Origin of the sequence: Micromonospora sp. WMMD1128 (genome assembly GCF_027497235.1) — a bacterium.
Classification (GTDB): domain Bacteria; phylum Actinomycetota; class Actinomycetes; order Mycobacteriales; family Micromonosporaceae; genus Micromonospora.
Genome location: NZ_CP114902.1, coordinates 5,600,435 through 5,622,533, shown reverse-complemented (window position 1 = coordinate 5,622,533; position 22,099 = coordinate 5,600,435). Strand labels below are relative to the sequence as shown.

Here is a 22,099-nt window from a genome sequence, read left to right as displayed (position 1 = left end):
CAGCATAGGTGTACGGGTGCCACCCGACCGTCCGCACGCGACGTCAGTCGTCACAGCCGATACCGTCGCCGTCCCGGTCCAGGTCGTAGATGTCGCTGCCGACGACACGGACCGGGCCGGTGACGTACGCGGGACCGTTGCCGCTGCCGCCGGCGCAGTCCACGTCGCTCGCGATCGGCACGCAGGCTCCGCTGTAGTTCGGGTCGCAACTGCGTGTCTGCTTGGTGCCCACGGCGACCACCTGCGTGATCGGCTTCCTGGTCACCACCGAACGGACCAGCTTCTTGCCGGTCTGGACCCCATCGGTGACCGTCACCCGGTAGGTGAGGGTGCGGACGCCGGCGACGCCCCGAGTGCGTACCTTCTTCGTCCCCCGTGACAGGGTGCCGTCTTTCACCGTCCGGGTGGAGTAGGCGATCTTCGCGGTCGAGGTGACGGTGGTGATCCGAACCAGGGGCGATGCGGACGGGCTCGGGCTCGCCTCGGTCGGTGACGGGGCGGAGGTCGCCAGATCCACGACCGCCGGTGCCGTGGCCCCGACACCCGTCGTTGCGGGCGCGGCTTCCGTCTTGTCCGGTTGCTTCGGAGCGTCGGCGCTCGCCCCGGTCGCCACTCCGCCGCAGCCGGCGAGCAGCAGCAGACCTGTCGATACGACCGCGACCTTCGCGCCGCCAGAGAGCCGACGCCGGCGGGACTGCTTCGGAGCGGGGTGGGCCCGGCCTGCGCCGACGGGGACGGTTGCCGGGTTCTGCGGTGATGGATGCGTCACGCAGCTCAGTCTGCTTGCGTCCACAACGATTTCCAGCGGTCGACCGGTGCGCTCCGTGTCGACGCTCCGACCGTCGGTCATGCCGAAGGTCGCGGAAAACGGACCGAGCGGCGAGCCCTCGACGGCTCCCGGGCCGACCGGGAACACCGGTCGCCGTCACCGGTCCGACCGGCCGTCCGGCGCTGGACAGACCGATCGGTCGGCGAGGCAAGGCGGGTTACGAGTTCGGTCGATGATCGACACCAGTTCGGTGAAGTGGTGGCATCCCGCCGGCTGGACCCCGCTATTTCCCCGAGCTGGCGTCCGGCCACCTCGGATAGTCGCCGGGTTCAGCCGGGCGGCAGCGTGGCGGCCAGGTCGGCGGCGTGCTGGAGGGTGTCGGTCAGCCGGGCGCGCGACTCCTCGTCGAGCGGCACCGCCCCGGCCCGCCGCAGCAGTTCCCGAGCGGCTTCCGGCTCGTCCAGCAGCAGCGCCAGCTCCGCCCGGTAGACGAGCGCCTCCACGAGGGCGGCGGGCTCGTCGGTGGCGTCCGGACGGGTCAGCGCGCCATCGAGGATCTTCGCGGCCTGCCGGGGGTTACCGCGGGAGTCGGCCTGCACCACCGCGTTCCCCAGCGCCCGGGACAGACCGGCGGCCGAGCTGCCGTCGACGTCCGGCGTGGCGGCCCGGGCCACGAACCGGATCCAGTTGCCGCCGGGGTCGACGATGCTGAAACCGGTGTGTCCGTCGGCGTTGCGGCGGACCCGGGGCCGGGTCATCCGGGGCACGCCGGCGACGAGCACCTTGCCGTACGCGGCGCGCAGGCCCGCCGTGAAGACGCGGTGCAGGCCGACCAGGTCGTCCACGACGACCAGACAACTGCCGTACGAGGTGGCCGGGTCGAACTCCGGCATGCCGAAGAAGTGCAGGTTCAGGTCTTCCCGGAGCAGGGCCAGGTAGGGGTTGGGGCGGATCTGCCGGTAGGTCACCTGGAAGCCGAGAGCCTGGTAGAACGGCGCCACGTCGTCCAGGGACCGACAGGGCAGCAGCGGGATGGTGGTCTCGTTCGTCATCGTTCGAGCCTGGCGGCCGGTGGCCGGCACGCGCACATGGAAATGGCCGAACGGCCGGGTGGCACCGCCGGAACGGCCGCGGGGGCCGGTCCCGGGCGGGACCGGCCCCCGCGGTGCGGGGTCGCGCGGGCGTCAGGGCTTCCAGGACCCGGCGGTACGCAGGTGGTGCTCGTACTCGACGACGCCGTTCTTGTCCTTCACGTCGAAGATGAGCTGGCCGCTGCGCTTGGTGCCGACCGGCAGGTTGTTGCCCGAGGTCATCAGCTTGCCGCAGCCGGAGAAGGCGCCGCCGATGCCGTTCTCCTCGGTGCCGTCCGCAGCCCGCCAGGTGAAGAAGAACGGGTTGATCGCCCCGGTGCCCTTGGTGACCTCGGCGGTCACGTCGGCGATCAGGAACGTTCCGTTCTTCGGCCCGGGCATGTACTCCCGGCAGGCGGCGTCCTTGGTCCGGAAGTTGCCGACCGTGATTTCGAGGGTGCCGTAGTCGTCGTTGATGATCAGCTTGTCGCCGGCCGGCATGTTGAACGTCTGGTCGTCGGTCTTGCCCGGCTCCGGCGTGGCGGTCGGGTCGCCGGTCGGGTCGCCGGTCGGCGGGTCGTCGACCGGGTTGCTGTAGGTGATGCCCGGGGTGGGCAGATCGTCGATCGCCTCCCGGGTCTTCTTCGCCCCGCTGTAGATGGCGAAGATGCCTCCGCCGCAGCAGAGCAGCAGCAGGACCACCGCCACGATGCCGATCGTGATCCAGACGTTCTTGTTGGACTTCTTGGCGGGCGGCCCGAACGGCTGCCCCGGCGGGGGCGGGTACGGCCCGGTCGGGTACGCCTCACCCGGCGGGTACTGCCCGGGCGGCGGATACGGCGCGCCCGAGACGGGCGGGTAGGGCGGCTGCGCCCCGCCCGGCTGCGCCCCACCCGGCGGCGGGTAACCCCCCGGCGGCGGGTACGCGCCCTCCGGAGGCGGATATCCGCCGGCTGCCTGCGGGTATCCGCCACCCGGGGGCGGATACGGCGCGCCGGACGTCGGCGGCGACGGCGGGAACGCCTGCGTCGACGGCGTAGCCGGGAACGCCTCGGTCGGCGGCGACGGCGGGAACGCCTGCGTCGACGGCGCGGGCGGGAATTTCTGCGTCGACGGCGCGGGCGGGAACGCCTCGGTCGTTGGCGACGGCGGGAACGCCTGCGTCGATGGTGCCGGCGGGAACGCCTGCGTCGGCGGCGCGGCCGGGAACGCCTCGGTCGGCGGCGCGGGCGGGAACGCCTCGGGCTGCGACGGGTAGGGCGTGCCGGAGACCGGCGCCTGCGGCGCGCCCGAGGTGGGCGCCTGCGGCGCGTCGGAGGTGGGCGCCGGGGGAGCACCCGAGGTGGGCGCCTGCGGCGTGTCGGGGGCGGGGGGCGCCCAGGGGCTGCCGGACACCGGCGGCATCGGCGCGGTGGGGAACGCCTCGGTCGGCGGTTCCTGCGGCTGGTTCGGGTCCTGTGACCCGGACGGAGGCTGAGGGTGGCTCACCGTACTCCTTGGGCACCTTCGGAATTTTCAGTCGGAACGACGGTACAAGCAGGCGGCGACAAAGCCGTCCGGCCCTCACCGGCGTGTCAGAACGGCGGCGGTACGGACCAGATCGTCGTCCACCGCGAACCGTCCGGACATCGATGACGGAGGATCGGGCACGGGCGCGTCGGCGAGCCGGGTCGGCGCGATCTCGGCGTGGAACGTCCCCGCGTCGGGGTCGAGCGTGACCCGGGCGTCGGGGAAGCCCAGCCAGGTGCCGACGAGCGGGTACCAGACCTTGTAGACGGTCTCCTTGACGCTGAACAGCACCGTCGGCCAGGGCGGTCCGGACGGCAGTCGGGCCAGGTCCGCCTCCTCGTCGGGGCGGCACACCTTTCGGCGTACCCCCGGGGTGAGGGGTCGACGCCGCTCGGCGTCGATGCCGACCGCGCGCAGGTCGCTGGCGTGCGCGGCGGCGGCGGCGCAGTAGCCCGCAGTGTGGGTGATCGTCCCGACGACGCCGGCCGGCCAGATCGGGGCCCGGTCGGCGCCGGCGGGCACCGGCGTGGGCGGCAGGCCGAGCGCGGCGAGTGCCCGGCGCGCGCACACCCGGCCGGCGGTGAAGTCGCGGCGGCGGCTGGGCACCGCCCGGTCGCCGAGCGCGGCCCGCTCGACCGGCAGCAGCGCGCCGGCCCAGTCGGCCGGGCCGGCGACCGCGACGGCGACGGCGGGCGGCAACAGGTCATGCACGAGCGTCGGTGGGTGACGGGAACACGCGGTGACCGTACCGTAACGGCGGAGCGCGATGGGGCGCTGAAGAAACGTTGCGGGGGGTGGCAGCGTCGACATCGATGGAAGGAGTGGCCGATGACCCCCGGTGTGGAGGCGTCGGAACCAAGGTCCGCCGAGCACGTGCCGGTGACGCCCGCCTGGACCTGTGGCTCGTGCGGCGACGACTGGCCCTGTGCCACGAAACGCCAGGACCTGCTGATCGAGTACCAGGTGGACCGGGCATCGCTGAGCGTCTATCTCGGGTCCTGCCTGGCAGCTGCCACGCAGGACCTGCGGAGCGCGCCGGTCACCGCGTTGCAGGACCGGTTCATCGGCTGGGTGCCGCGCCGCCCGCGTACCGTCTGAGCGCTTCCGGTGGCCGCCGTGTCGGGTGCCCGGCGGCCACCGGTCGCGGTCTCACCGGCGGCGGGGCCGCCGGGTGAGGGCGAAGCCGACCACGCCGGCCACGGCGGCGAGCACCCCGCCGACGCTGGTCCACACCCAGCGCGAGCCGGCCTCGGGGAGCCAGCCGGTCAGGTCGGTCTCCTCCTCGGCGACCGGCTCGGGCGTCGGCTCGGCCGCCAGCACGGTCCCGGCCCGGGTGTTCGGCACCAGCGGCGCCGCCAGCTCACCGTCGTCGCCGGAGGCGCCGTCGGAGTCGGCGGCATCGACCAGCAGGTCCACCTCGATCGGCAGGCCCAGGTCGGGTTCGGGCAGCTCGGTGACGGAGAGCCGGACGTAGTAGGTGCCCGGCAGCGGGTCGCCCGACCACGGTTCGGCCCACGGCCGCACCCGGCGCAGCGTGCATCCGAGCGTCACGGCGCTGGCCGCGGCGTCCACGGTGGGGGTCTGCGCGCCGGCCGTGCACGCCTGCCGGCGGCGTAACCCGTCGAAGACCTCGACCGTCCAGGTGGACGCGCCGGTGCGCGGCTTCGGGAAGGTGACCGTGACGTCGAGCTGGTGCACCTGCCCGGCGTCGGCCCGGAACGACCAGTACAGGTGGTCGCCGGTCGAGGCGCCCACCCGTACCGGCTGGCCGGCGTCGATGGTCGTGGCGGTGAGGAACGAGGTGCCCGCCTTGGTCACGGTGGTCGCGCCCGGTGACGGGCTCGGCGCGGCCAGGGCCGCGGCCGGGGCGAGCGCGAGGGCGAGGGCGGCCGTCGCGGCGCCGATCAGGGTACGCATCCTCAGTTCTCCCTCCAGGTGGCGACCCACCAGCGGGTGAGCAGCCCGGCGCCCAGCCCGGTGACCAGGCCGGCCAGGGTGAGCAGGAGCAGCAGCGCCCAGCCGCGGCCGAGGTCCGGCCCGTCCGGGGCGGGCGAGGCGGCGACCACGTCCACGGTCAGTTCCACCGGCATACCCGGTTCGGCGCTGGCGCCGGAGCGGGGCGCGAACGAGTTGCTGACCACCAGGCAGACGGTCCGGGCGGCCCGCGTCCCGCTCGGGGTCGGCTCCGGGCTCGCCGCGTCCTCCTCCTCGGCGGCCGACCAGCGCAGCCCGGCCGAGACCACGTCGGTACGGCCGCTGCCGGCGTCGACGCCGCGGACCAGCTCCCGCCCGTCCGGCGCGGTCGCGCGCAGCAGCACGCCGTAGTCCGGGTTGACCGGCCGGTCCAGCGCGATGCTCACCGAGGCGCGCAGCTCCTGCCCCGGGCGTACCGGCACCCGGTACCAGCGGTGTTCGGAGAACGCCTCCCGGTCGGTGTAGACGCCGGCGGCGAGCAGCGGCGCGCCCGCGCAGTCCGCCGCGCCGCCGACCACCGCCGGCGCGGCGGTGTACGTGTCCCGGGCACGGTCGACCAGTTGCTTGATCCGGCCGGTCAGCTCCTCGGCGCTCTGCGCCGCGGTGTAGGTGCCGCCGGTGGCCCCGGCGATGCAGAGCAACTGCCGGCGTACCTTCTCGTCCGGGGCCAGGCCGAGCGTGTCGACCACCAGCCGGGTGCCCTGGGCGGCCAGCTCGCGGGCGACCTGGCACGGGTCGGGTGGGGCGCAGGTGTCCTCGCCGTCGGTGATCAGCACGATCCGGCGGGTGGTGCTGCCGGTGCCCAGGTCCTGCGCGGCGGAGCGCAGCGCCAGCCCGACCGGGGTGAAGCCGGTCGGGCGGAGCCCGGCGACGGCGGCCTTGGCCTGGGTGCGGTCCACCGGGCCGACCGGCACGATCTGCTGGGTGTCCCGACAGCCCTGCTTCTTGTCCTTGCCCCGGTAGGTGGCGCCGAGCACCCGGATGCCGAGCTGTGTCTCGTCCGGCAGGCCGTCGACCACCTCGTTGAACGCCTGCTGCGCCACGGAGATCCGGCTGCGTCCGTCGATGTCGCGGGCCCGCATCGAACCGCTGACGTCCAGGACCAGCTCGACCTTGGGGGGTTCGGCGGCGGGTTCGGTGGTCTCGTCGTCGGCCCCGGCGGGGCTCGGACCGATCAGCGCGGTCGCCGCCAGCAGTCCGAACAGGACGGCCGTCGATCGTCTCTTGTTGATCACCGGGCGAAGTGTAGTGAGATCCACTTTGGAAGATCATCCGGGTGGGGTCCGACCGTTAACTGCTCGACGTAAACCATTCGGGGGTGGTATCGGTCGGAAATCTGACTCCGCTGCACCCGTTGTGCGCCCGGCGCAGTGTGGTTAAGCTCTGTCTTGCGCGCCCCAATCGCCCGCTTCCCCCGTGGCAGGCGATCGGGGCGCGCGTTTTCGTGTCCCGGCCCGTTCAGTCGGCCGGCGAGGCGATCACGAGCCACGACGACGGCCCGGTGGGAAATCCCACCGGGCCGTCGTGCGTCTGCCCGCGCTCAGATCCAGCGGCCGTCCAACCACATCCGGGCCGACCAGTCCGCATACTGCATGACCGTGCCCACGAAGATCGGATAGAAGTACGCGAAACAGAGCGCCACCAGCAGCACGTACGCGCCCGCGATGATGCCGCCGACCAGCCTGCGGTCGTTCACCTGCTCGGCGCTGGGCGGCGCCGCCGTCGAGGTGACAGGCGCGGGCGTGACGATCGCGCCGAGCACGTAGACCACCGCGAGCACCATGAACGGCACCGCGGGCGCGGCGTAGAAGGAGAACATCGTCCGGCCGTCGAAGGCGAGCCAGAACCAGGGCAGCAGGCCGGCGGCCACGGTCAGCAGGATCGCCCCGGCCCGCCAGTCCCGCCGGGCCAGGCCCAGCCAAGCGGTCGCGGCGAGCGCCGGCAGGAACGACCACCAGAGCAGCGGAGTGCCCAGCAGCAGCACCTCGGAGGCGCAGCTCGACGCGCCGCAGTCGCCGGTGCCGGACCAGTGGAACGCCACCGGGCGGCCCAGCAGCAGCCACTGCCACGGCCAGGACTGGTATTTGTGCGGGTCGTCGAGCTGGGCGTGGAACCCGTACGCGGCCTTGTGATATTCCCACAGGTTGATCAGCGGGCCGATGAACGGCGTGTCGCTCATCCCCGGCACGTTCGGATACCGGCTGGCCAGGCGGTAGTAGCCCTCGTCGCTGAGCAGCCAGCCCGACCAGGTGGCCACGTAGGTGACAAGCATCAGCACGCCGGCCACGAGCAACCAGGGCAGCTCGTCGAGCACGGCGTCGCGCCAGGGCCGGCGGACCCCGGCCGAGCGGCGGACCCCGACCTCCCAGAACAGCACCAGCAGCGCGAACGCCGGGAGGAAGTAGAGCCCGTTCCACTTCACCGCGCAGGCGCACCCGAGCAGCACCCCGGCGGCCAGCCGCCACCACGGCCAGTTCCGCCAGCCCGACGGCGGCCGGCCGGCCCGCCCGGGCACCGTCGGATCGAGCCCGTCCGCCAACGCCCGGGCCCAGCGTCGCCGTCGGGCGTCCCGGTCGAGCACCAGCGCGCCGAACGCGGCCAGCACGAACAGCAGCACGAAGATGTCGAGGATCGCCGTGCGGGACAGCACCAGGTGGAAGCCGTCCAACGCGAGCAGCAGGCCGGCCGCGCAGCCGAGCGTGGTGGACCGGAACATCCGCCGGCCGATGCGCACCAGCAGCAGCACCGACAGCGTGCCGCAGACCGCGGCGGCGAAGCGCCAGCCGAACTCCGGCGCGGTGGTCGTCAGGTGCCCCGGCACCGAGACGTTGCTCTCGGCGTCCTGGTAGCCGAACGCCCACTCGCCGATCCCGATCAACCACTTGCCCAGCGGCGGGTGGACCACGTACGAGGGGCCGTTGTCCTTGTAGTTCCACTCGACGCCGCGGTCGATCAGCCCGTACGCGTCCTTGGCGTAGTAGGTCTCGTCGAAGATCTTGCCGGGCGGCTGGCTGAGCCCGACGAAGCGCAGGATCGCGGCGATGGCCACCACCACGGCGGTGGCCAGCCACGCCTGCCCCTGCCCGAGACGGTCGTCGACGGTGGCGAGCCGGCGTCGGACCGCGGCCGGGATCCCGCCGCCGCCACCCCCGCCGTCGTCGTCGCCCGGCGAGCCGACGGCCCGGTCGGTGGTGGGGGAGGGCTCCTGTGCTGTCGACGCACTCGTCACCCGGCGATCGTAGGCTGCCGGAGTGCCCGGTGGCGTCAGTCGTCCCCGAAATTGGTACGACCGTCGATGAAGGAGCGCACGTCGTGGGGGAAATGTCCGACGTAGGGCGGTTGGTGCTGCTCGGCGCGCCGTTGGGAAATCCGGCCGACGCGTCCGCCCGGTTCCGCGAGGTGCTCGCCACCGCCGACGTGGTCGCCGCCGAGGACACCCGCCGGCTCACCCGGCTGGCCCGCGACCTCGACGTCACCGTGCCCGGCCGGATCGTCTCCTACTTCGAGGGCAACGAGGAACGGCGTACCCCGGAACTCGCCGAGGTGCTCGTCGCCGGCTACACCGTCGCCCTGGTCACCGACGGCGGCATGCCGAGCGTCTCCGACCCCGGCTACCGCCTGGTCCGGGCCGCGCTGGAAGCCGGCGTCCCGGTGACCGCCGCCCCCGGGCCCAGTGCGGTCACCACCGCGCTGGCGCTGTCCGGCCTGCCCTGCGACCGGTTCTGCTTCGAGGGCTTCCTGCCCCGCACTCCCGGCGCCCGCCGCTCCCGCCTGCGCGCCCTCGCCGCCGAGGAACGCACGCTCGTGCTCTTCGAGGCGACCCACCGGATCGCCGGCGCGCTCGTCGACCTGGCCGAGGCGTTCGGCCCGGACCGGCCCGCCGCGCTCTGCCGCGAGCTGACCAAGACCTACGAGGAAGTGGTCCGCCGGCCGCTCGGCGAACTGGCCGAGTGGGCCGCCGCCGGCGACGTGCGCGGCGAGATCACGCTTGTCGTCGCCGGCGCCCCGGCGACCCCCGCGATCCGTCCCGACGACGACGCGCTGCGTGCCGCGGTGGCCGAGCGGGAGGCGGCCGGGTCCTCCCGCCGAGACGCGATCAGCGAGGTCGCCACCGCGTACGGGCTGCGCCGTCGCGAGGTCTACGAGCTGGTGCACCGCTGAGGGTGTAAGGAGGGGCCCCGCTTAACGCTTTCGGTAGAGGCGGGGCCCCCGCTTAACAACGACGTGTTAAGCGGGGGCCCCGCCTTACCAGGCGGTGATGAGGAAACCGACGGTGATGAGCAGCGGGCCGCCCAGCGCCAGGCCCACCGCCCAGCGTCGCTGGCGCGGGTCCGCCAGCCGGATCGCGCCGGTCCACCTGGCGATCCCGGCCGCGCAACCCCCCACCAGGGCCAGCCCGAGCAGCCAGCGCAGGTGCCCGCCGACGCTTCGGTCCGCGTACGCGGTGGCGCCGTCCGGTCCGGTCATCCGGGCCGGCAGCACGCTGCCGGTGGCGGTGCGCCCGGCCGGCACGCCGCTGACCCGTACGCCCTGGGCCTCGAAGCGGTCGTGGTCGGCCAGGAAGATGCCCCGGCAGCGCTGGGTGAGCCCGCCGCCCACGCACTCGGTGATCATCACCGTGCCGCTCGTCGAGTGGCCCACCGCCAGCCAGAGCGGGCCGGCGCTCACCCAGGCGAAGAACGCCGCGAGCAGGCTCAACGACACAAGCACGGCGAGGCCGGCGGGCGGGTCCGGCGGATGGACCGGGCGGGCCGGTTCCCGCCGGGCGCGGGCGCGGCCGGCGCGGCGGCGCGGCTCGTCACGCAGCGGCGTGCCGTCCCAGTGCACCTCCTCGATCGGCGCCCAGCCGGCCGCGTCGTCGCCCGCCGGGGCCAGGCGCCGCTGCCAGCGTGGCTGCCGTACCGGTACCCGGCGGGGCACGGCGTCCACCGGCGCCCCGGTGGTCGGTTCCACCTCCACCGTCGGGTCGGCGGGGTCGACCCGGGGCTGCGGGGCGACCGGGACGCCTGGTGCGGCGCGTGCGGCGCGCCCGGCCTGAGCGGCGGCCGACGGTTCAGGTGCCGCTGGTCTGCTGGTCACGACGTTCATTTCACACCGGCACCGTCGGCTCGCCGGGCAGCTCAGGGCGCGTGTCGGCGACAAATCGGACGTACGCCGGCGCCTCCGGCCCTATTGGTTCGCGGGTCGCCTCCGGCACTCACTAGGCTTGACGCTCATGAGTCACGTTCTCGCCGCGGTCGCCTGGCCCTACGCCAACGGCCCGCGCCACATCGGCCACGTCTCCGGATTCGGCGTTCCCTCCGACGTCTTCGCCCGGTACATGCGGATGGCCGGTCACGACGTGCTCATGGTGTCCGGCACCGACGAGCACGGCACCCCGATCCAGGTGCAGGCCGACGCCGAGGGGGTCACCCCGCGCGAGCTGGCCGACCGGTACAACCGGGTGATCGCCGAGGACCTGCGGGCGCTGGGCCTGTCGTACGACCTGTTCACCCGCACCACCACCCGCAACCACTACGCGGTGGTGCAGGAGCTGTTCACCGGGCTGTACCGCAACGGCTACATCGTCCCCAAGGTCACCACCGGGGCGATCTCCCCGTCCACCGGCCGCACCCTGCCCGACCGCTACATCGAGGGCACGTGCCCGATCTGCGGCTACGACAGCGCGCGCGGCGACCAGTGCGACAACTGCGGCAACCAGCTCGACCCGGTCGACCTGATCGACCCCAAGTCGAAGATCAACGGCGAGACGCCGGAGTTCGTGGAGACCGAGCACTTCTTCCTCGACCTGCCGGCCCTGGCCGACGCGCTGCGCCAGTGGCTGGACACTCGGGAGGGCTGGCGTCCCAACGTGCTGCGGTTCTCCCGCAACCTGCTCGACGACCTCCAGCCCCGGGCCATCACCCGCGACCTGGAATGGGGGGTGCCGATCCCGCTGGAGGGCTGGCAGGACCGGTCCGACAAGCGGATCTACGTCTGGTTCGACGCGGTGATCGGCTACCTGTCCGCGTCGATCGAGTGGGCCCGTCGCTCCGGCGACCCGGAGGCGTGGCGGAAGTGGTGGTCCGCCGACGCCGAAGGGAAGGACGCCCGCGGCTACTACTTCATGGGCAAGGACAACATCGTCTTCCACTCGGTGATCTGGCCGGCGCTGCTCGGCGGCTACTCCGGCGCGGGCTCCCGGGACGGCGAGCCCGGCGACCTGGGCCGGCTCAACCTGCCCACCGAGGTCGTCTCCAGCGAATACCTGACCATGGAAGGGCGGAAGTTCTCCTCCTCCCGCAAGGTGGTCATCTACGTCCGGGACTTCCTCGAACGCTACGACGCCGACGCGCTGCGCTACTTCATCGCGGTCGCCGGCCCGGAGAGCAACGACACCGACTTCACCTGGGCGGAGTTCCTCCGCCGCAACAACGACGAACTGGTCGCCGGCTGGGGCAACCTGGTCAACCGGTCCGTGTCCATGGCGGCGAAGAACTTCGGCGCGATCCCGCCGGTCGACCCGGCCGGGCTCACCGAGGCCGACGAGGCGCTGCTCGCGGTGGCCCGCGCCGGCTTCACCACCGTCGGTGACCTGATCTCCCGGCACCGGCAGAAGCAGGCCATCGGCGAGGCCATGAAGGTGGTCGCCGAAGCCAACAAATACCTCTCCGAGCAGGCGCCCTGGAAGCTCAAGGGCGACGACGACAAGCCGCGGATGGGCACCATCCTGCACGTCGCGCTCCAGGTGGTGAGCGACGCCAACACGCTGCTCACCCCGTTCCTGCCGCACTCCGCCCAGCAGATCCACGAACTGCTCGGCGGCACCGGCACCCACGCGCCGATGCCGGTGATCGAGGAGGTCGACGACCTCGACGGCGGGCCGGCGTACCCGGTGCTCACCGGTGACTACACGGTCGGCGCGCGCTGGGAGTCCGTACCCCTGGAAGTGGGTCGGCCGCTCGCGGCGCCCAAGCCGGTGTTCCGCAAGCTCGACCCCTCCATCGTCGACGAGGAGCTGGCCCGCCTCGCCGGCTGAGCGCCCGACGACGGCGGCCCCGGGCGCGTCCCGGGGCCGCCGTCGTTTCCCGGGTCAGGCCGGGGCCATGCTCGGCTTGCCGATGAACTCCATGATCGCCTTGTTGACCTCGGTCGGGTGCGTCCACGGGGTGCCGTGCGGCGCGCCCTTGAGCGTGACCAACTTGGCGTCGGGCAGCATGTTCACCAGCCGCTGACCCGTGAGCGGGTACGGCAGCACGTTGTCCTTGTCGCCCTGGATGATCAGCACCGGCACGTCGATGTTCGGCAGGTCGCCGCGGAAGTCGGTCTGCCAGGCGTCCACCGAGTCGTGGGTGCCCTTCGCCGACGCCTGCGCGCCGATCTGCCAGTGCGCGTGGTACGCCTCGTCGCTGACCAGCTTTCCCTTGTTCTCGCTGGCGTTGAAGAAGACGTCGCAGAACTGGGTCAGGTAGGCGAACCGATCCTGGATGATCGCCTGCTGGAACCCCTCGAACATGCTCTTGTCGACGCCCTCCGGATCGTCCGGGGCCTTCAGCAGGTACGGCGCCAACGGGGCCATCATGACCGCCCGTTCCACCCGACCCGACCCGTACGCGCCCAGGTAGCGGGTGACCTCGCCGGTGCCCATCGAATGCCCGACCAGGATGGCGTTGCGCAGGTCCAGCTCGGTCATCAGCACGTCCAGGTCGGCGGCGAACGTGTCGTAGTCGTAGCCGAACGCCGGCTGGGCGGAACTGCCGAACCCCCGCCGGTCGTACGTGATCACCCGATATCCGGCGGCGAGCAGCGGACCGCTCATCTTCTCCCAGGTGGCCCCGTTGAACGGGAACCCGTGGATCAGCACGATCGGCTGACCGGAACCGTGGTCCTCGTAGTACAGGTCGATGGGCGCGGAATTCTCCGTACCGACGGTGACGAAAGGCATGTCGGAAACATCCTTCTGCGTGGGTACTCGGACGCCCACGCCTTCCCTCCCAGCCGGCGGCTAATCGTGGTGGCGCGGATACGGCAGATCCACCACCCGGTCGTCGGTCAACTCGGCGGCCGGCGCCCAGACCTCGTACACACCCCGTTCGTGACACTGCGCCCCGGTCACCGCCACCGCGTCCGGATCCGGGCGGCGCAGCCGCAACCGCAGCCAGCCCCCCTCCTCCCGCAGCACCAGGCAGGGCACGCCGCGCCAGGCCGCGATCCGCAGCCGACGGGCCGCCGCCTCCACCGGATAGCGGGCCGCCCGGGTCATCGCCAGCACCCGGAACCCGCCGGGCTGGTCGGCCACCGCCTCGTACTCCGCCCCGGCGTACGCGCCGACGAGCCGGGTGGAGCGCGGCGCGTCGCCGGTCGGCACGTACTCCTGGTCGGCGGCGAGGCCGGGCACCGCGGCCAGCAGGTGCCGCCACTGCGGGCCGGCCAGGCGCAGCCAGCCGCGCTGCTCCGCCTGATAGGTGTAGAGCACCACCTCCATCCCCTCGGCCGGGTAGGCGAGCAGGGTGGCGTTCGCCGGCATCGGCAGGTCCGCGAAGTCCCGGGTGACGAACTCCGGGACGAGCTGGGCGTCGCTCGGCACGAACCCGGTGCCCAGCACCGGCGGACCGAGCCGGTCCCGCGGCGGCAGGGCGGTCAGCCCGCGGTGCGCCGCGCCGACCGGGACGTCGTAGTCGGCCGGGTCGGCGGCCCGCCAGCGCAACGCGTACGCCACGTCGCCGCCCTCCGGATCACCGCGCAGCACCGCCATCCCCGCCGGCGTCCGCAGGTGCGCCACGTCGTGCTCCCGGTAACAGAAGCCGTGCGGCAGCCAGCCCCGCACGTAACCGGCGAGCTGCCGGGCGGAGAGCACCTTCACCATCCGGGTGCCCGGCCTGATCACCGCCGACGCCCGCACCGCCGCCAACGTCGGGTCACCCGCCGCCGTCGGCCGCTGGCTGAGCTGGTGCACGTACGCCCAGCCCCGCTCCCGGTGCAGCGGCACCAGCAGCGGCGCGTCCGTCTCCTCGGTCGGCTCCACCGCGCCCCGCACCGCGTCCACCTCGGTCGCGTGCACGAACTTCCGCCACGGATGGCCGCCACCGGGCCGGGGGCACCACTCGAAACCGGGCGCCTCGTCGGCGCTGAACAGCTCGTACGCCGCGCCCCGGGCGATCTCCTCGGCCGGGTACACCTGGCCGTGGTACGTCACGCGCAGCCCGGTCCGCTCGGAGGCGGCCCCGCCGGCCCGGTCAGTGACGGTCACCGGGAGACGCTAAGCCGGCCAGATGTGGTGCGTGTGAACGGACGGTGGCGGGTGTGTGATGCTGGCCGCGATGACCGAGCAGACCGAGACCCGCAAGCAGCGCGCCGCCCGCCGGGCCGGCGAGTTCCCGCCCGCGCCCGAGCCGCTGCCCGTGCCCGTGCCGGACAGCCACACCCACCTCGACATCACCGTCGGCGAGTACGGCTCGCCGCCGGGCGGCGACGGCGGCGACCCGGTGGCCGCCGCGATCGCCGTCGCCACCGGGGTCGGCGTGGACCGCCTGGTCCAGGTCGGCGTGGACGTCGAGTCGTCCCGGTGGGGCGCCGACGTCGCCGACCGGTACCCGGCGGTGCTGGCCACCGTGGCGTTGCACCCCAACGAGGCGCCCCGCCTGGACGACCTGGACGAGGCGCTGCGTGCGATCGAGGCGCTGGCCGGGCGGGACCGGGTGCGCGGCGTCGGCGAGACCGGCATGGACTTCTTCCGCACCGGCGCCGACGGGCGGGCCGCGCAGGAGGCGAGCTTCCGGGCGCACATCGCCATCGCCAAGCGGTACGGCAAGGCGCTCGTCATCCACGACCGCGACGCGCACGCCGACGTGCTGCGGATCCTCGACGACGAGGGCGCGCCGGACACCGTGGTGATGCACTGCTTCTCCGGCGACGCCGACTTCGCCCGCGAGTGCGTCCGCCGCGGGCACCTGCTGAGCTTCGCCGGCACGGTCACCTTCGGCAGCGCCGTCGCGCTGCGGGAGGCCGCCGCCGGCACCCCGCCCGCGCAGCTGCTCGTCGAGACCGACGCGCCGTACCTGACGCCGATGCCGCACCGGGGACGGCCGAACGCGTCGTACCTGATCCCGCTGACCGTCCGCTTCCTCGCCGACACCACTGGGGTTGATCTTGACGAGTTGTGCGCCGCCATCTCCACCAACGGTGAGCGCGCCTTCGGCCCGTGGTGTTAAGCGGGGCCCCCGCCACAACGCCGGGCGTTAACAAGGGCCCCCGCCTTACCGCGAAGCGGGGGCGCTTACGCTACGGGGCGTGACCGGACTCCTCGGCCCGGCGGAGATCCGGGAACTCGCCGCGCGGCTCGGCGTCACGCCGACCAAGAAACTCGGCCAGAACTTCGTGCACGACCCGAACACCGTGCGGCGGATAGTCACCACCGCCGGCCTCGCCCCGGACGACGTGGCCCTGGAGGTCGGCCCCGGCCTCGGCTCGCTCACCCTGGCCCTGCTGCCGGTCGCCGCGCACGTGCACGCCGTGGAACTCGACCCGGCGCTCGCCGCCGCGCTCCCGGAGACCGCCGCCCGGTTCGCCGGCCCGGACGCCGGCCGGCTCACCGTGCACCCCGCCGACGCGCTGCGGGTCACCGCCGCCGACCTGGCCGACCCGGCGCCCACCGCGCTTGTGGCGAACCTGCCCTACAACGTGGCCGTGCCGGTGGTGCTGCACCTGCTCGCCGAACTGCCCACCCTGCGGCACGGCCTGGTGATGGTGCAGAAGGAGGTCGCCGACCGGCTCGTCGCCGGACCCGGCTCCAAGGTGTACGGCATCCCCTCGGTCAAGCTCGCCTGGTACGCGCGCTCCCGGGCCGCCGGCAAGGTCCCGCCGAACGTGTTCTGGCCGGTACCCAACGTCGACTCCGGCCTGGTCGCGTTCACCCGCCGCGAGCCGCCCCGGCCGGACGTACCCCGCACGGCGGTGTTCGCGGTCGTCGACGCCGCGTTCGCCCAGCGCCGCAAGACGCTGCGCGCCGCCCTGGCCGGCTGGGCCGGTGGCGCGGACCGGGCCGCCGCCGCGCTCACCGCCGCCGGCGTGGACCCGGGCGCACGCGGCGAGTCACTCACCGTCGAGCAGTTCGCCGCCATCGCCGCGTCGGCCCCGGACGGCTCCGCCGCCGCCCAGTAGGCTGGCGCCGTTGCCCGACCCGCCGAGGAGCTGACCGTGCAGAAGCCGTTCGACATCCGCCCGCGCCCACGGGAGCTCACCCGGTGACCGAGGCCTGGCGACCGGAGGACGAGGACGGTCAGCGGCGCGGGGCCAGCGGCCCGGTCAAGGTGCGGGTGCCCGCCAAGGTCAACCTGCACCTCGGGGTGGGGCCGCTGCGCCGGGACGGCTACCACGAGCTGAACACCGTCTACCACGCCATCTCCATCTACGACGAGCTGACCGCCCGCCGCGGCGACACCCTCACGCTCACCATGGAGGGTGAGGGCGCCGGCGAGCTGGCTCTCGACGACACGAACCTGGCGCTGCGCGCCGCGCACGCCCTCGCCGGCTACGCCGGTGTCGCCCCGCACGCCCGGCTGCACCTGCGCAAACACATCCCGCTCGCCGGCGGGCTGGCCGGCGGCAGCGCCGACGCCGCCGCCGCGCTCGTGGCCTGCGACGCGCTCTGGGGCACCGGCCTGTCCCGCGACGAACTGGCCGGCATCGCCGCCGACCTCGGCTCCGACGTGCCGTTCCTGATCCACGGCGGCACCGCGCTCGGCACCGGCCGGGGCGAGGCGGTCAGCCCGGTGCTGGCCCGCCCCACCTCCTGGCACTGGGTGGTGGCCATCGCCGACGGCGGCCTCTCCACCCCGGCCGCCTACCGCGAACTCGACCGGCTGCGCGACACCGGCGCCGCCGGCACGCCGCTGGGCAGCACCGACGCGCTGCTCGGCGCGCTGCGCCAACGCGACCCGCGGGTGCTCGCCGCCTCCCTCGGCAACGACCTCCAGGACGCCGCGCTGACCATGCGCCCGGCGCTCGCCGACACACTGAAGGCCGGCGAGGCCGCCGGCGCGCTCGCCGGCATCGTCTCCGGCTCCGGGCCCACCTGCGTGTTCCTCGCCGCCGACGAGGCCGACGCCGGGCGGATCGCCGACGAGCTGACCGCCGCCGGGGTGTGCCGGGAGGTACGGGTCGCGCACGGGCCCGTGCACGGCGCCCGCATCGTCTGACGCCCCGTACCCTTGACTCAGGCGTCCCGGACCCCGGGGCGCCTGAGTCGTGTGAAAGGTGAGCCAGTGGCCAACATCGTCAACCTGGACCGGGTGTCCAAGGGGTACGGCGCCGCCGGGCCGCTGCTCACCGACGTCTCGCTCGGCCTGGACGACGCCGACCGGGTCGGCGTGGTCGGACTCAACGGCGCCGGCAAGTCGACGCTGCTGCGGCTGCTCACCCACACCGAGGAGCCCGACGACGGCCGGGTGACCCACCGCCGGGACCTGCGCGTGTCCTGGCTGCCGCAACGCCTGGACCTCGCACCCGACCTCACCGTGCGGGACGTCGTGCTCGGCACCGCGTGGCTCGCCGAGAGCATGGGCGCCGAACACGAGTGGGCCGGCGACGCCGGCGTCCGCGCCATCCTCGACGGCCTCGGCATGCCCCACCTCGGCCTCGACACGCCGATCGGCCCGATGTCCGGCGGGGAACGCCGCCGGGTGGCACTCGCCGCGCTGCTGGTCCGCGACGCCGACCTGCTCGTCCTCGACGAGCCCACCAACCACCTCGACGTCGGCGGCGTCGACTGGCTGGCCCGGCACCTGGTCACCCGCAAGGGCGCGCTCGTCGTGGTCACCCACGACCGCTGGTTCCTCGACGCCGTCTGCACCGCCACCTGGGAGGTGGCCGACCAGACCGTCCGGGCGTACGAGGGCGGCTTCGCCGCGTGGACGCTCGCCCGCGTCGAGCGGCAACGGATCGCCGCGGCCACCGAGGCCCGCCGGCAGAACCTGCTCCGCAAGGAGATCGCCTGGCTGCGCCGGGGCCCGCCGGCGCGTACCTCCAAGCCCAAGTTCCGCATCGACGCCGCCAACGCGCTCATCGCCGACGTGCCGGAGCCGCGCGACACCATGTCGCTGCAACGGCTCGCCACCGCCCGCCTCGGCAAGCAGGTGTACGACCTGGAGCACGTCACCCTGCACGCCGGCCCGAAGGAGATCCTGCACGACACCACCTGGCAGGTCGGGCCCGGCGACCGGATCGCCGTCCTCGGCCGCAACGGCGCCGGCAAGACCACCCTGCTGCGGATGCTCGCCGGGGTGACACGCGCCGACGGCGGGCGGTTCGCCGCCGGGCAGACCGTGCGGGCGGCGTTCCTCTCCCAGGAACTCGCCGAACTCCCCGGCCACCTGCGCGTGTTGGAGGCGGTCGAGGAGGTGGCCCGCCGGGTGCAGCTCGGCGACCGGGAGATCAGCGCCGCCCAGCTCGCGGAGATCTTCGGCTTCGACGACCGGCGGCTCTGGACCCCGGTGAGCGACCTCTCCGGCGGGGAGCGCCGCCGCCTCCAGATGCTGCGGCTGCTCGCCGGCGAGCCCAACGTGCTGCTGCTCGACGAGCCCACGAACGACCTGGACACCGACACCCTCGCCGCGCTTGAGGACCTGCTCGACTCCTGGCCCGGCACCATCGTGGTGGCCAGCCACGACCGCTATCTCATCGAGCGGGTCACCGAGGTCGCGTACGGCATGTTCGGCGACGGGCGGCTCGTGCACCTGCCCGGCGGCGTCGACGAGTACCTCGCGCGCGCCGCCGCGGCCGGTGGCCCGGCGCCCGCCGACCTCACCCCCGGCACGACCGCCCCGGCCCGCGACGGCATGTCCGCCGCCGAGGTACGCACCGCGAAGAAGGAGCTCAACCGGCTGGAACGGCAGATCGCCAAGCTCGAACAGAAGGAGGCGGGCCTGCACGAGCAGCTCGCCGCCAACGCCACCGACTATGCCCGGGTCGCCGAGCTGGACGCCCAGCTCAAGGAGGTGCGGGCCGAGCGGGACCGCACCGAGGAGACCTGGCTGGCGCTGGCCGAGGAACTGCCCGGCGGCTGAGAGTGGGGGGTGTGCGGGGTCACTGACCGCCGTCGGGGACAATCAGCGGAAACTCTCACCCGTTCGGTCTTTGGAGACGCAGAGATGGCCCACACCCCCGTCAACCACCCCGCGCGGCCGATCTTCCGGGCGATCGGCGGGCTCGTTGGTCTGTACTTCGTCGTCTTCGGCGCCCTCGGCGTCATCGCCAGCGCCGGCAACGACTTCTTCGCCCAGGACGACACGAAGGTGCTCGGCCAGGGCACCAACATGGGCTTCTCGCTGCTGTCGGTGCTGCTCGGCGTGGTGATCCTGGTCGGCGTGGTGATCGGCCGCAACCTCGACGTGGCGGTCAACCAGTGGATGGCGTACACCCTGATGGTCATCGGCCTGGCCGCGCTGGCGTTCCTCCAGACCGACGCCAACGTCCTCAACTTCTCGATCATGACGGTGATCGTGGTCCTGACCCTGTCGCTCGTGCTCCTGGTGGTCGGCATGTACGGCAAGGTCGGCAGCGACGACGAGCACGAGGCCTGGCAGAAGGCCCGCCTGGTGCTCTGATCCCGAACCACCCGACGGCCCCGGCGCGCCGCGCCGGGGCCGTCGGCGTCTTTCCGGGACGGAGGCGGGTGGCTCGGGTGACAATTGCCCCGAATCGGTCTCCACGGTTGGAGGGCAGCATGGCGCACTTCCCGGTGAACCACCCCGCGCGACCGTTCTACCGGGTGCTGTCCGGGCTCATCGGCCTCTACATCCTGGTCTTCGGCGTCTGGGGCGTGTTCGAGACCTGGGGCGACGGGCTGTTCGGGCGGGACGGCAGCACCGCCCTCGGGCTGCGTACCAACCTGGCCTTCTCGCTGGTCTCGGTGGTCTTCGGCGCGGTCCTGATCGTGGGCGCGTCCCGCCGCGACAACCTCGGGCACTACATGAACCTCACCGCCGGGGTGGTCTTCCTGGTCACCGGCATCCTGATGATGGCCGTGCTGCAGACGTCGGCGAACTTCCTGAACTTCTCCATGTCCACAGTCGTCGTGTCCATGCTGTTCGGGCTGATCCTGCTCGCCACCGGCCTCTACGACAAGGTCGGGCCGCCGGAGCACGCCGAGGAGGAGCGTCGCCGCCGCTACCACCCGGTCGCCGAGGGCCCTAACTCCTGATCGGGCCCGGCTTCGACTCCAGGTGCGACAGGCCGTTCCAGGCCAGGTTCACCAGATGCGCCGCCACCGTCTCCTTGCGCGGCTTGCGCACCTCCAGCCACCAGCGCCCGGCCAGCGCCACCATGCCCACGAGCGCCTGCGAATAGAGCTCCGCCAGCTTCGGGTCGTACCCCCGGCTGTGGAACTCCGCGCCGAGGATGTGCTCCACCTGGTGTGCGACGTCGTTCATCACGCTGCTGAAGTTGCCCGTCGCGGACATCAGTGGCGACTCGCGGACCAGCACCCGGAACCCGCTGGTCTCCTCCTCGATGTAGGTCAGCAACGTCAGCGCGGCCTGCTCCAGCAACTCGCGCGGGTGGCCCGCGGTCAACGCCGTGGTGATCCGCTCCAACAGTGAGCGGACCTCCCGGTCCACCACCACCGCGTAGAGCCCCTCCTTGCCGCCGAAGTGCTCGTAGACCACCGGCTTGGAGACCTTGGCCCGTGCCGCCACCTCTTCGATCGAGGTGGCGTCGAACCCGCGCTCCGCGAAGATCTGCCGGGCGATCGAGATCAACTGCTCGCGCCGCTGGGTCGCGGACATGCGTACCCGGGAGGGCTTGGTCGCCGGGACAGCCCGCCGCCGACTGCGGTCGCTGCCGGGAACGTCGGTCACCCGCCCATCCTGCCAGGCCCGGGCCGCACCGGCCGACCGGTCGTTGCGTTGTCGTACACCTGTTCTAATTTCGTGTGGTGACCGATCCACTTGCCATCGAGGCGCGCCGTCTACGCGTCGAAGAACAGCTCTCCGTGGCGGAGATCCAGGCCCGGCTGGGCATCGGTCGGGACAGGGTCTACGCGATGCTGCGCGGAATTCCCCCTCCCGAATGGACCCGTCGACCCCGCGCTCGGGACGACGACCGCGCCGAGGCGGTGCGTCTGCGGAAGGGCGGCCGGTCGGTGAACCAGATCGCGGAGCAGCTCGGGGTGGCGAAGTCGACGGCCTACCAGTGGGTGCGCCACCTGCCGCTGGATCCGGACGCGGCGACGGCCGAGCGGCGTCGCGCGCACTCGAAGGTGATGACGGAGGCCCGCTGGAGCGCGTACCGGGAGTCGCGGGACGCGGCGCAGGCCGCCGAGCAGGCCAGAGCTGCCGGTGTGGTGGGTGGCCTCAGCGAACGGGACCTGCTGGTGCTGGGCGCGGCGATCTACTGGTGCGAGGGGGCCAAGTCCAAGCCGTGGCGGCGACCGGTGACGATGCAGTTCGTCAACACCGACCCCGGTCTGCTGGCGTTGTTCCTACGCTTCCTCGAAGTCTGCGGCGTCGATCGGGCGGTGCCGACCTACCGGGTAAGCATCCATGAGTCGGCTGATGCCGAGGCTGCCGTCGATTGGTGGGCGCAGCGGCTGCGGCTGCCACTGGAACGGTTCCGCCGCACCGCGCTGAAGCGGCACAACCCGACAACGATGCGGCGCAACACCGGAGACACCTATCACGGCTGCCTCGTGATCACTGTGCCGCGCAGCCGTGCGCTCTACTGGCGGATCGAAGGTATGATCTCCGAGCTGTTCCGGATCGCGGACGGGGAAGCCGAGGAGGCTGGTCCGTAGGTCTTGACA

The 22,099-nt window shown here is 73.1% G+C and carries 21 protein-coding genes; 10 read left to right on the top strand and 11 right to left on the bottom strand.

The window, feature by feature from the left end:
- Window positions 1-43 precede the first annotated feature (43 nt).
- From O7602_RS25095 to O7602_RS25080, 4 genes are all read right to left on the bottom strand, one after another.
- Window positions 44-769 carry a G5 domain-containing protein gene (locus O7602_RS25095; RefSeq protein ID WP_281585068.1) on the bottom strand — a complete coding sequence of 242 codons (726 nt, stop codon included), beginning with the start codon at window positions 767-769 and terminating at the stop codon, window positions 44-46.
- Between the two features lie 329 nt (window positions 770-1,098).
- Window positions 1,099-1,821: a VOC family protein gene (locus tag O7602_RS25090; protein ID WP_281585067.1), complete on the bottom strand. Its 723-nt coding sequence runs from the start codon at window positions 1,819-1,821 to the stop codon at window positions 1,099-1,101.
- 132 nt (window positions 1,822-1,953) lie between these two features.
- Window positions 1,954-3,327 carry a hypothetical protein gene (locus tag O7602_RS25085; protein ID WP_281585066.1) on the bottom strand — a complete coding sequence of 458 codons (1,374 nt, stop codon included), beginning with the start codon at window positions 3,325-3,327 and terminating at the stop codon, window positions 1,954-1,956.
- A 75-nt stretch (window positions 3,328-3,402) separates the two neighbouring features.
- Entirely contained in the window at window positions 3,403-4,059 is a 657-nt protein-coding gene (locus tag O7602_RS25080) for a 4'-phosphopantetheinyl transferase superfamily protein (protein WP_281585065.1), read from the bottom strand.
- A 117-nt stretch (window positions 4,060-4,176) separates the two neighbouring features.
- Here O7602_RS25080 and O7602_RS25075 point away from each other — a divergent pair, with 117 nt between their 5' ends.
- On the top strand, window positions 4,177-4,446 hold the full coding sequence (locus O7602_RS25075; RefSeq protein ID WP_281585064.1) for a hypothetical protein: 270 nt from the start codon (window positions 4,177-4,179) through the stop codon (window positions 4,444-4,446).
- A gap of 51 nt (window positions 4,447-4,497) precedes the next feature.
- On the opposite strand, the gene O7602_RS25070 is transcribed toward O7602_RS25075, so the two are convergent.
- The 3 genes from O7602_RS25070 to O7602_RS25060 form a co-directional block, all read right to left on the bottom strand.
- Entirely contained in the window at window positions 4,498-5,265 is a 768-nt protein-coding gene (locus tag O7602_RS25070; protein WP_281585063.1) for a peptidase, read from the bottom strand.
- Between the two features lie 2 nt (window positions 5,266-5,267).
- A complete protein-coding gene (locus tag O7602_RS25065; RefSeq protein WP_281585062.1) occupies window positions 5,268-6,557 on the bottom strand; it encodes a VWA domain-containing protein in 1,290 nt (429 codons plus the stop codon).
- Between the two features lie 305 nt (window positions 6,558-6,862).
- Window positions 6,863-8,551 carry a phospholipid carrier-dependent glycosyltransferase gene (locus O7602_RS25060; protein WP_281585061.1) on the bottom strand — a complete coding sequence of 563 codons (1,689 nt, stop codon included), beginning with the start codon at window positions 8,549-8,551 and terminating at the stop codon, window positions 6,863-6,865.
- 83 nt (window positions 8,552-8,634) lie between these two features.
- On the opposite strand from O7602_RS25060, the gene rsmI reads away from it, so the two are divergent.
- On the top strand, window positions 8,635-9,483 hold the full coding sequence (gene rsmI / locus O7602_RS25055; RefSeq protein ID WP_281585060.1) for a 16S rRNA (cytidine(1402)-2'-O)-methyltransferase: 849 nt from the start codon (window positions 8,635-8,637) through the stop codon (window positions 9,481-9,483).
- An 84-nt stretch (window positions 9,484-9,567) separates the two neighbouring features.
- On the opposite strand, the gene O7602_RS25050 is transcribed toward rsmI, so the two are convergent.
- On the bottom strand, window positions 9,568-10,410 hold the full coding sequence (locus O7602_RS25050; RefSeq protein WP_281585059.1) for a hypothetical protein: 843 nt from the start codon (window positions 10,408-10,410) through the stop codon (window positions 9,568-9,570).
- Window positions 10,411-10,537: 127 nt separating this feature from the next.
- Here O7602_RS25050 and metG point away from each other — a divergent pair, with 127 nt between their 5' ends.
- Window positions 10,538-12,340, top strand: a complete 1,803-nt coding sequence (metG, locus tag O7602_RS25045) for a methionine--tRNA ligase (RefSeq protein WP_281585058.1) — start codon at window positions 10,538-10,540, stop codon at window positions 12,338-12,340.
- A 54-nt stretch (window positions 12,341-12,394) separates the two neighbouring features.
- Here metG and O7602_RS25040 read toward each other — a convergent pair whose 3' ends face one another.
- The gene (locus O7602_RS25040; protein ID WP_281585057.1) at window positions 12,395-13,246 is read right to left on the bottom strand and encodes an alpha/beta hydrolase; all 852 of its coding nucleotides are present in this window, start codon (window positions 13,244-13,246) and stop codon (window positions 12,395-12,397) included.
- A 60-nt stretch (window positions 13,247-13,306) separates the two neighbouring features.
- Complete coding sequence (locus O7602_RS25035; RefSeq protein WP_281585056.1) at window positions 13,307-14,551, bottom strand: hypothetical protein; 1,245 nt, start codon at window positions 14,549-14,551, stop codon at window positions 13,307-13,309.
- 58 nt (window positions 14,552-14,609) lie between these two features.
- On the opposite strand from O7602_RS25035, the gene O7602_RS25030 reads away from it, so the two are divergent.
- The 6 genes from O7602_RS25030 to O7602_RS25005 all read left to right on the top strand — a co-directional run bounded on the left by O7602_RS25030 (window position 14,610) and on the right by O7602_RS25005 (window position 20,500).
- Window positions 14,610-15,512, top strand: a complete 903-nt coding sequence (locus O7602_RS25030; protein ID WP_281585055.1) for a TatD family hydrolase — start codon at window positions 14,610-14,612, stop codon at window positions 15,510-15,512.
- Window positions 15,513-15,591: 79 nt separating this feature from the next.
- Window positions 15,592-16,461 (top strand): 16S rRNA (adenine(1518)-N(6)/adenine(1519)-N(6))-dimethyltransferase RsmA, encoded by an 870-nt coding sequence (gene rsmA, locus O7602_RS25025; RefSeq protein ID WP_281585054.1) that lies wholly within the window; start codon window positions 15,592-15,594, stop codon window positions 16,459-16,461.
- 83 nt (window positions 16,462-16,544) lie between these two features.
- Window positions 16,545-17,498 (top strand): 4-(cytidine 5'-diphospho)-2-C-methyl-D-erythritol kinase, encoded by a 954-nt coding sequence (locus tag O7602_RS25020; RefSeq protein ID WP_281585053.1) that lies wholly within the window; start codon window positions 16,545-16,547, stop codon window positions 17,496-17,498.
- Between the two features lie 66 nt (window positions 17,499-17,564).
- Entirely contained in the window at window positions 17,565-19,364 is a 1,800-nt protein-coding gene (locus tag O7602_RS25015) for an ABC-F family ATP-binding cassette domain-containing protein (RefSeq protein WP_281585052.1), read from the top strand.
- A gap of 84 nt (window positions 19,365-19,448) precedes the next feature.
- Complete coding sequence (locus tag O7602_RS25010; protein ID WP_281585051.1) at window positions 19,449-19,904, top strand: DUF4383 domain-containing protein; 456 nt, start codon at window positions 19,449-19,451, stop codon at window positions 19,902-19,904.
- A 119-nt stretch (window positions 19,905-20,023) separates the two neighbouring features.
- Entirely contained in the window at window positions 20,024-20,500 is a 477-nt protein-coding gene (locus O7602_RS25005) for a DUF4383 domain-containing protein (protein WP_281585050.1), read from the top strand.
- Here the strand turns inward: O7602_RS25005 and O7602_RS25000 are convergent.
- On the bottom strand, window positions 20,490-21,155 hold the full coding sequence (locus tag O7602_RS25000) for a TetR/AcrR family transcriptional regulator (protein WP_281585049.1): 666 nt from the start codon (window positions 21,153-21,155) through the stop codon (window positions 20,490-20,492). The two genes, O7602_RS25005 and O7602_RS25000, sit on opposite strands and share 11 nt — an antisense overlap.
- Before the next feature lie 77 nt (window positions 21,156-21,232).
- Between O7602_RS25000 and O7602_RS24995 the strand changes: the two genes are divergently transcribed.
- Window positions 21,233-22,090 carry a helix-turn-helix domain-containing protein gene (locus O7602_RS24995; protein ID WP_281585048.1) on the top strand — a complete coding sequence of 286 codons (858 nt, stop codon included), beginning with the start codon at window positions 21,233-21,235 and terminating at the stop codon, window positions 22,088-22,090.
- Window positions 22,091-22,099: the final 9 nt, after the last annotated feature.

Bases quoted from the DNA above. Each gene is read 5' to 3' on its own strand.
- O7602_RS25050 (WP_281585059.1), bottom strand. From the start codon at position 10,410: ATGAACGTCGTGACCAGCAGACCAGCGGCACCTGAACCGTCGGCCGCC.
- O7602_RS25070 (WP_281585063.1), bottom strand. From the start codon at position 5,265: ATGCGTACCCTGATCGGCGCCGCGACGGCCGCCCTCGCCCTCGCGCTC.
- metG (WP_281585058.1), top strand. From the start codon at position 10,538: ATGAGTCACGTTCTCGCCGCGGTCGCCTGGCCCTACGCCAACGGCCCG.
- O7602_RS25090 (WP_281585067.1), bottom strand. From the start codon at position 1,821: ATGACGAACGAGACCACCATCCCGCTGCTGCCCTGTCGGTCCCTGGAC.
- O7602_RS25030 (WP_281585055.1), top strand. From the start codon at position 14,610: ATGCTGGCCGCGATGACCGAGCAGACCGAGACCCGCAAGCAGCGCGCC.
- O7602_RS25005 (WP_281585050.1), top strand. From the start codon at position 20,024: ATGGCGCACTTCCCGGTGAACCACCCCGCGCGACCGTTCTACCGGGTG.
- O7602_RS25040 (WP_281585057.1), bottom strand. From the start codon at position 13,246: ATGCCTTTCGTCACCGTCGGTACGGAGAATTCCGCGCCCATCGACCTG.
- O7602_RS25010 (WP_281585051.1), top strand. From the start codon at position 19,449: ATGGCCCACACCCCCGTCAACCACCCCGCGCGGCCGATCTTCCGGGCG.
- O7602_RS25075 (WP_281585064.1), top strand. From the start codon at position 4,177: ATGACCCCCGGTGTGGAGGCGTCGGAACCAAGGTCCGCCGAGCACGTG.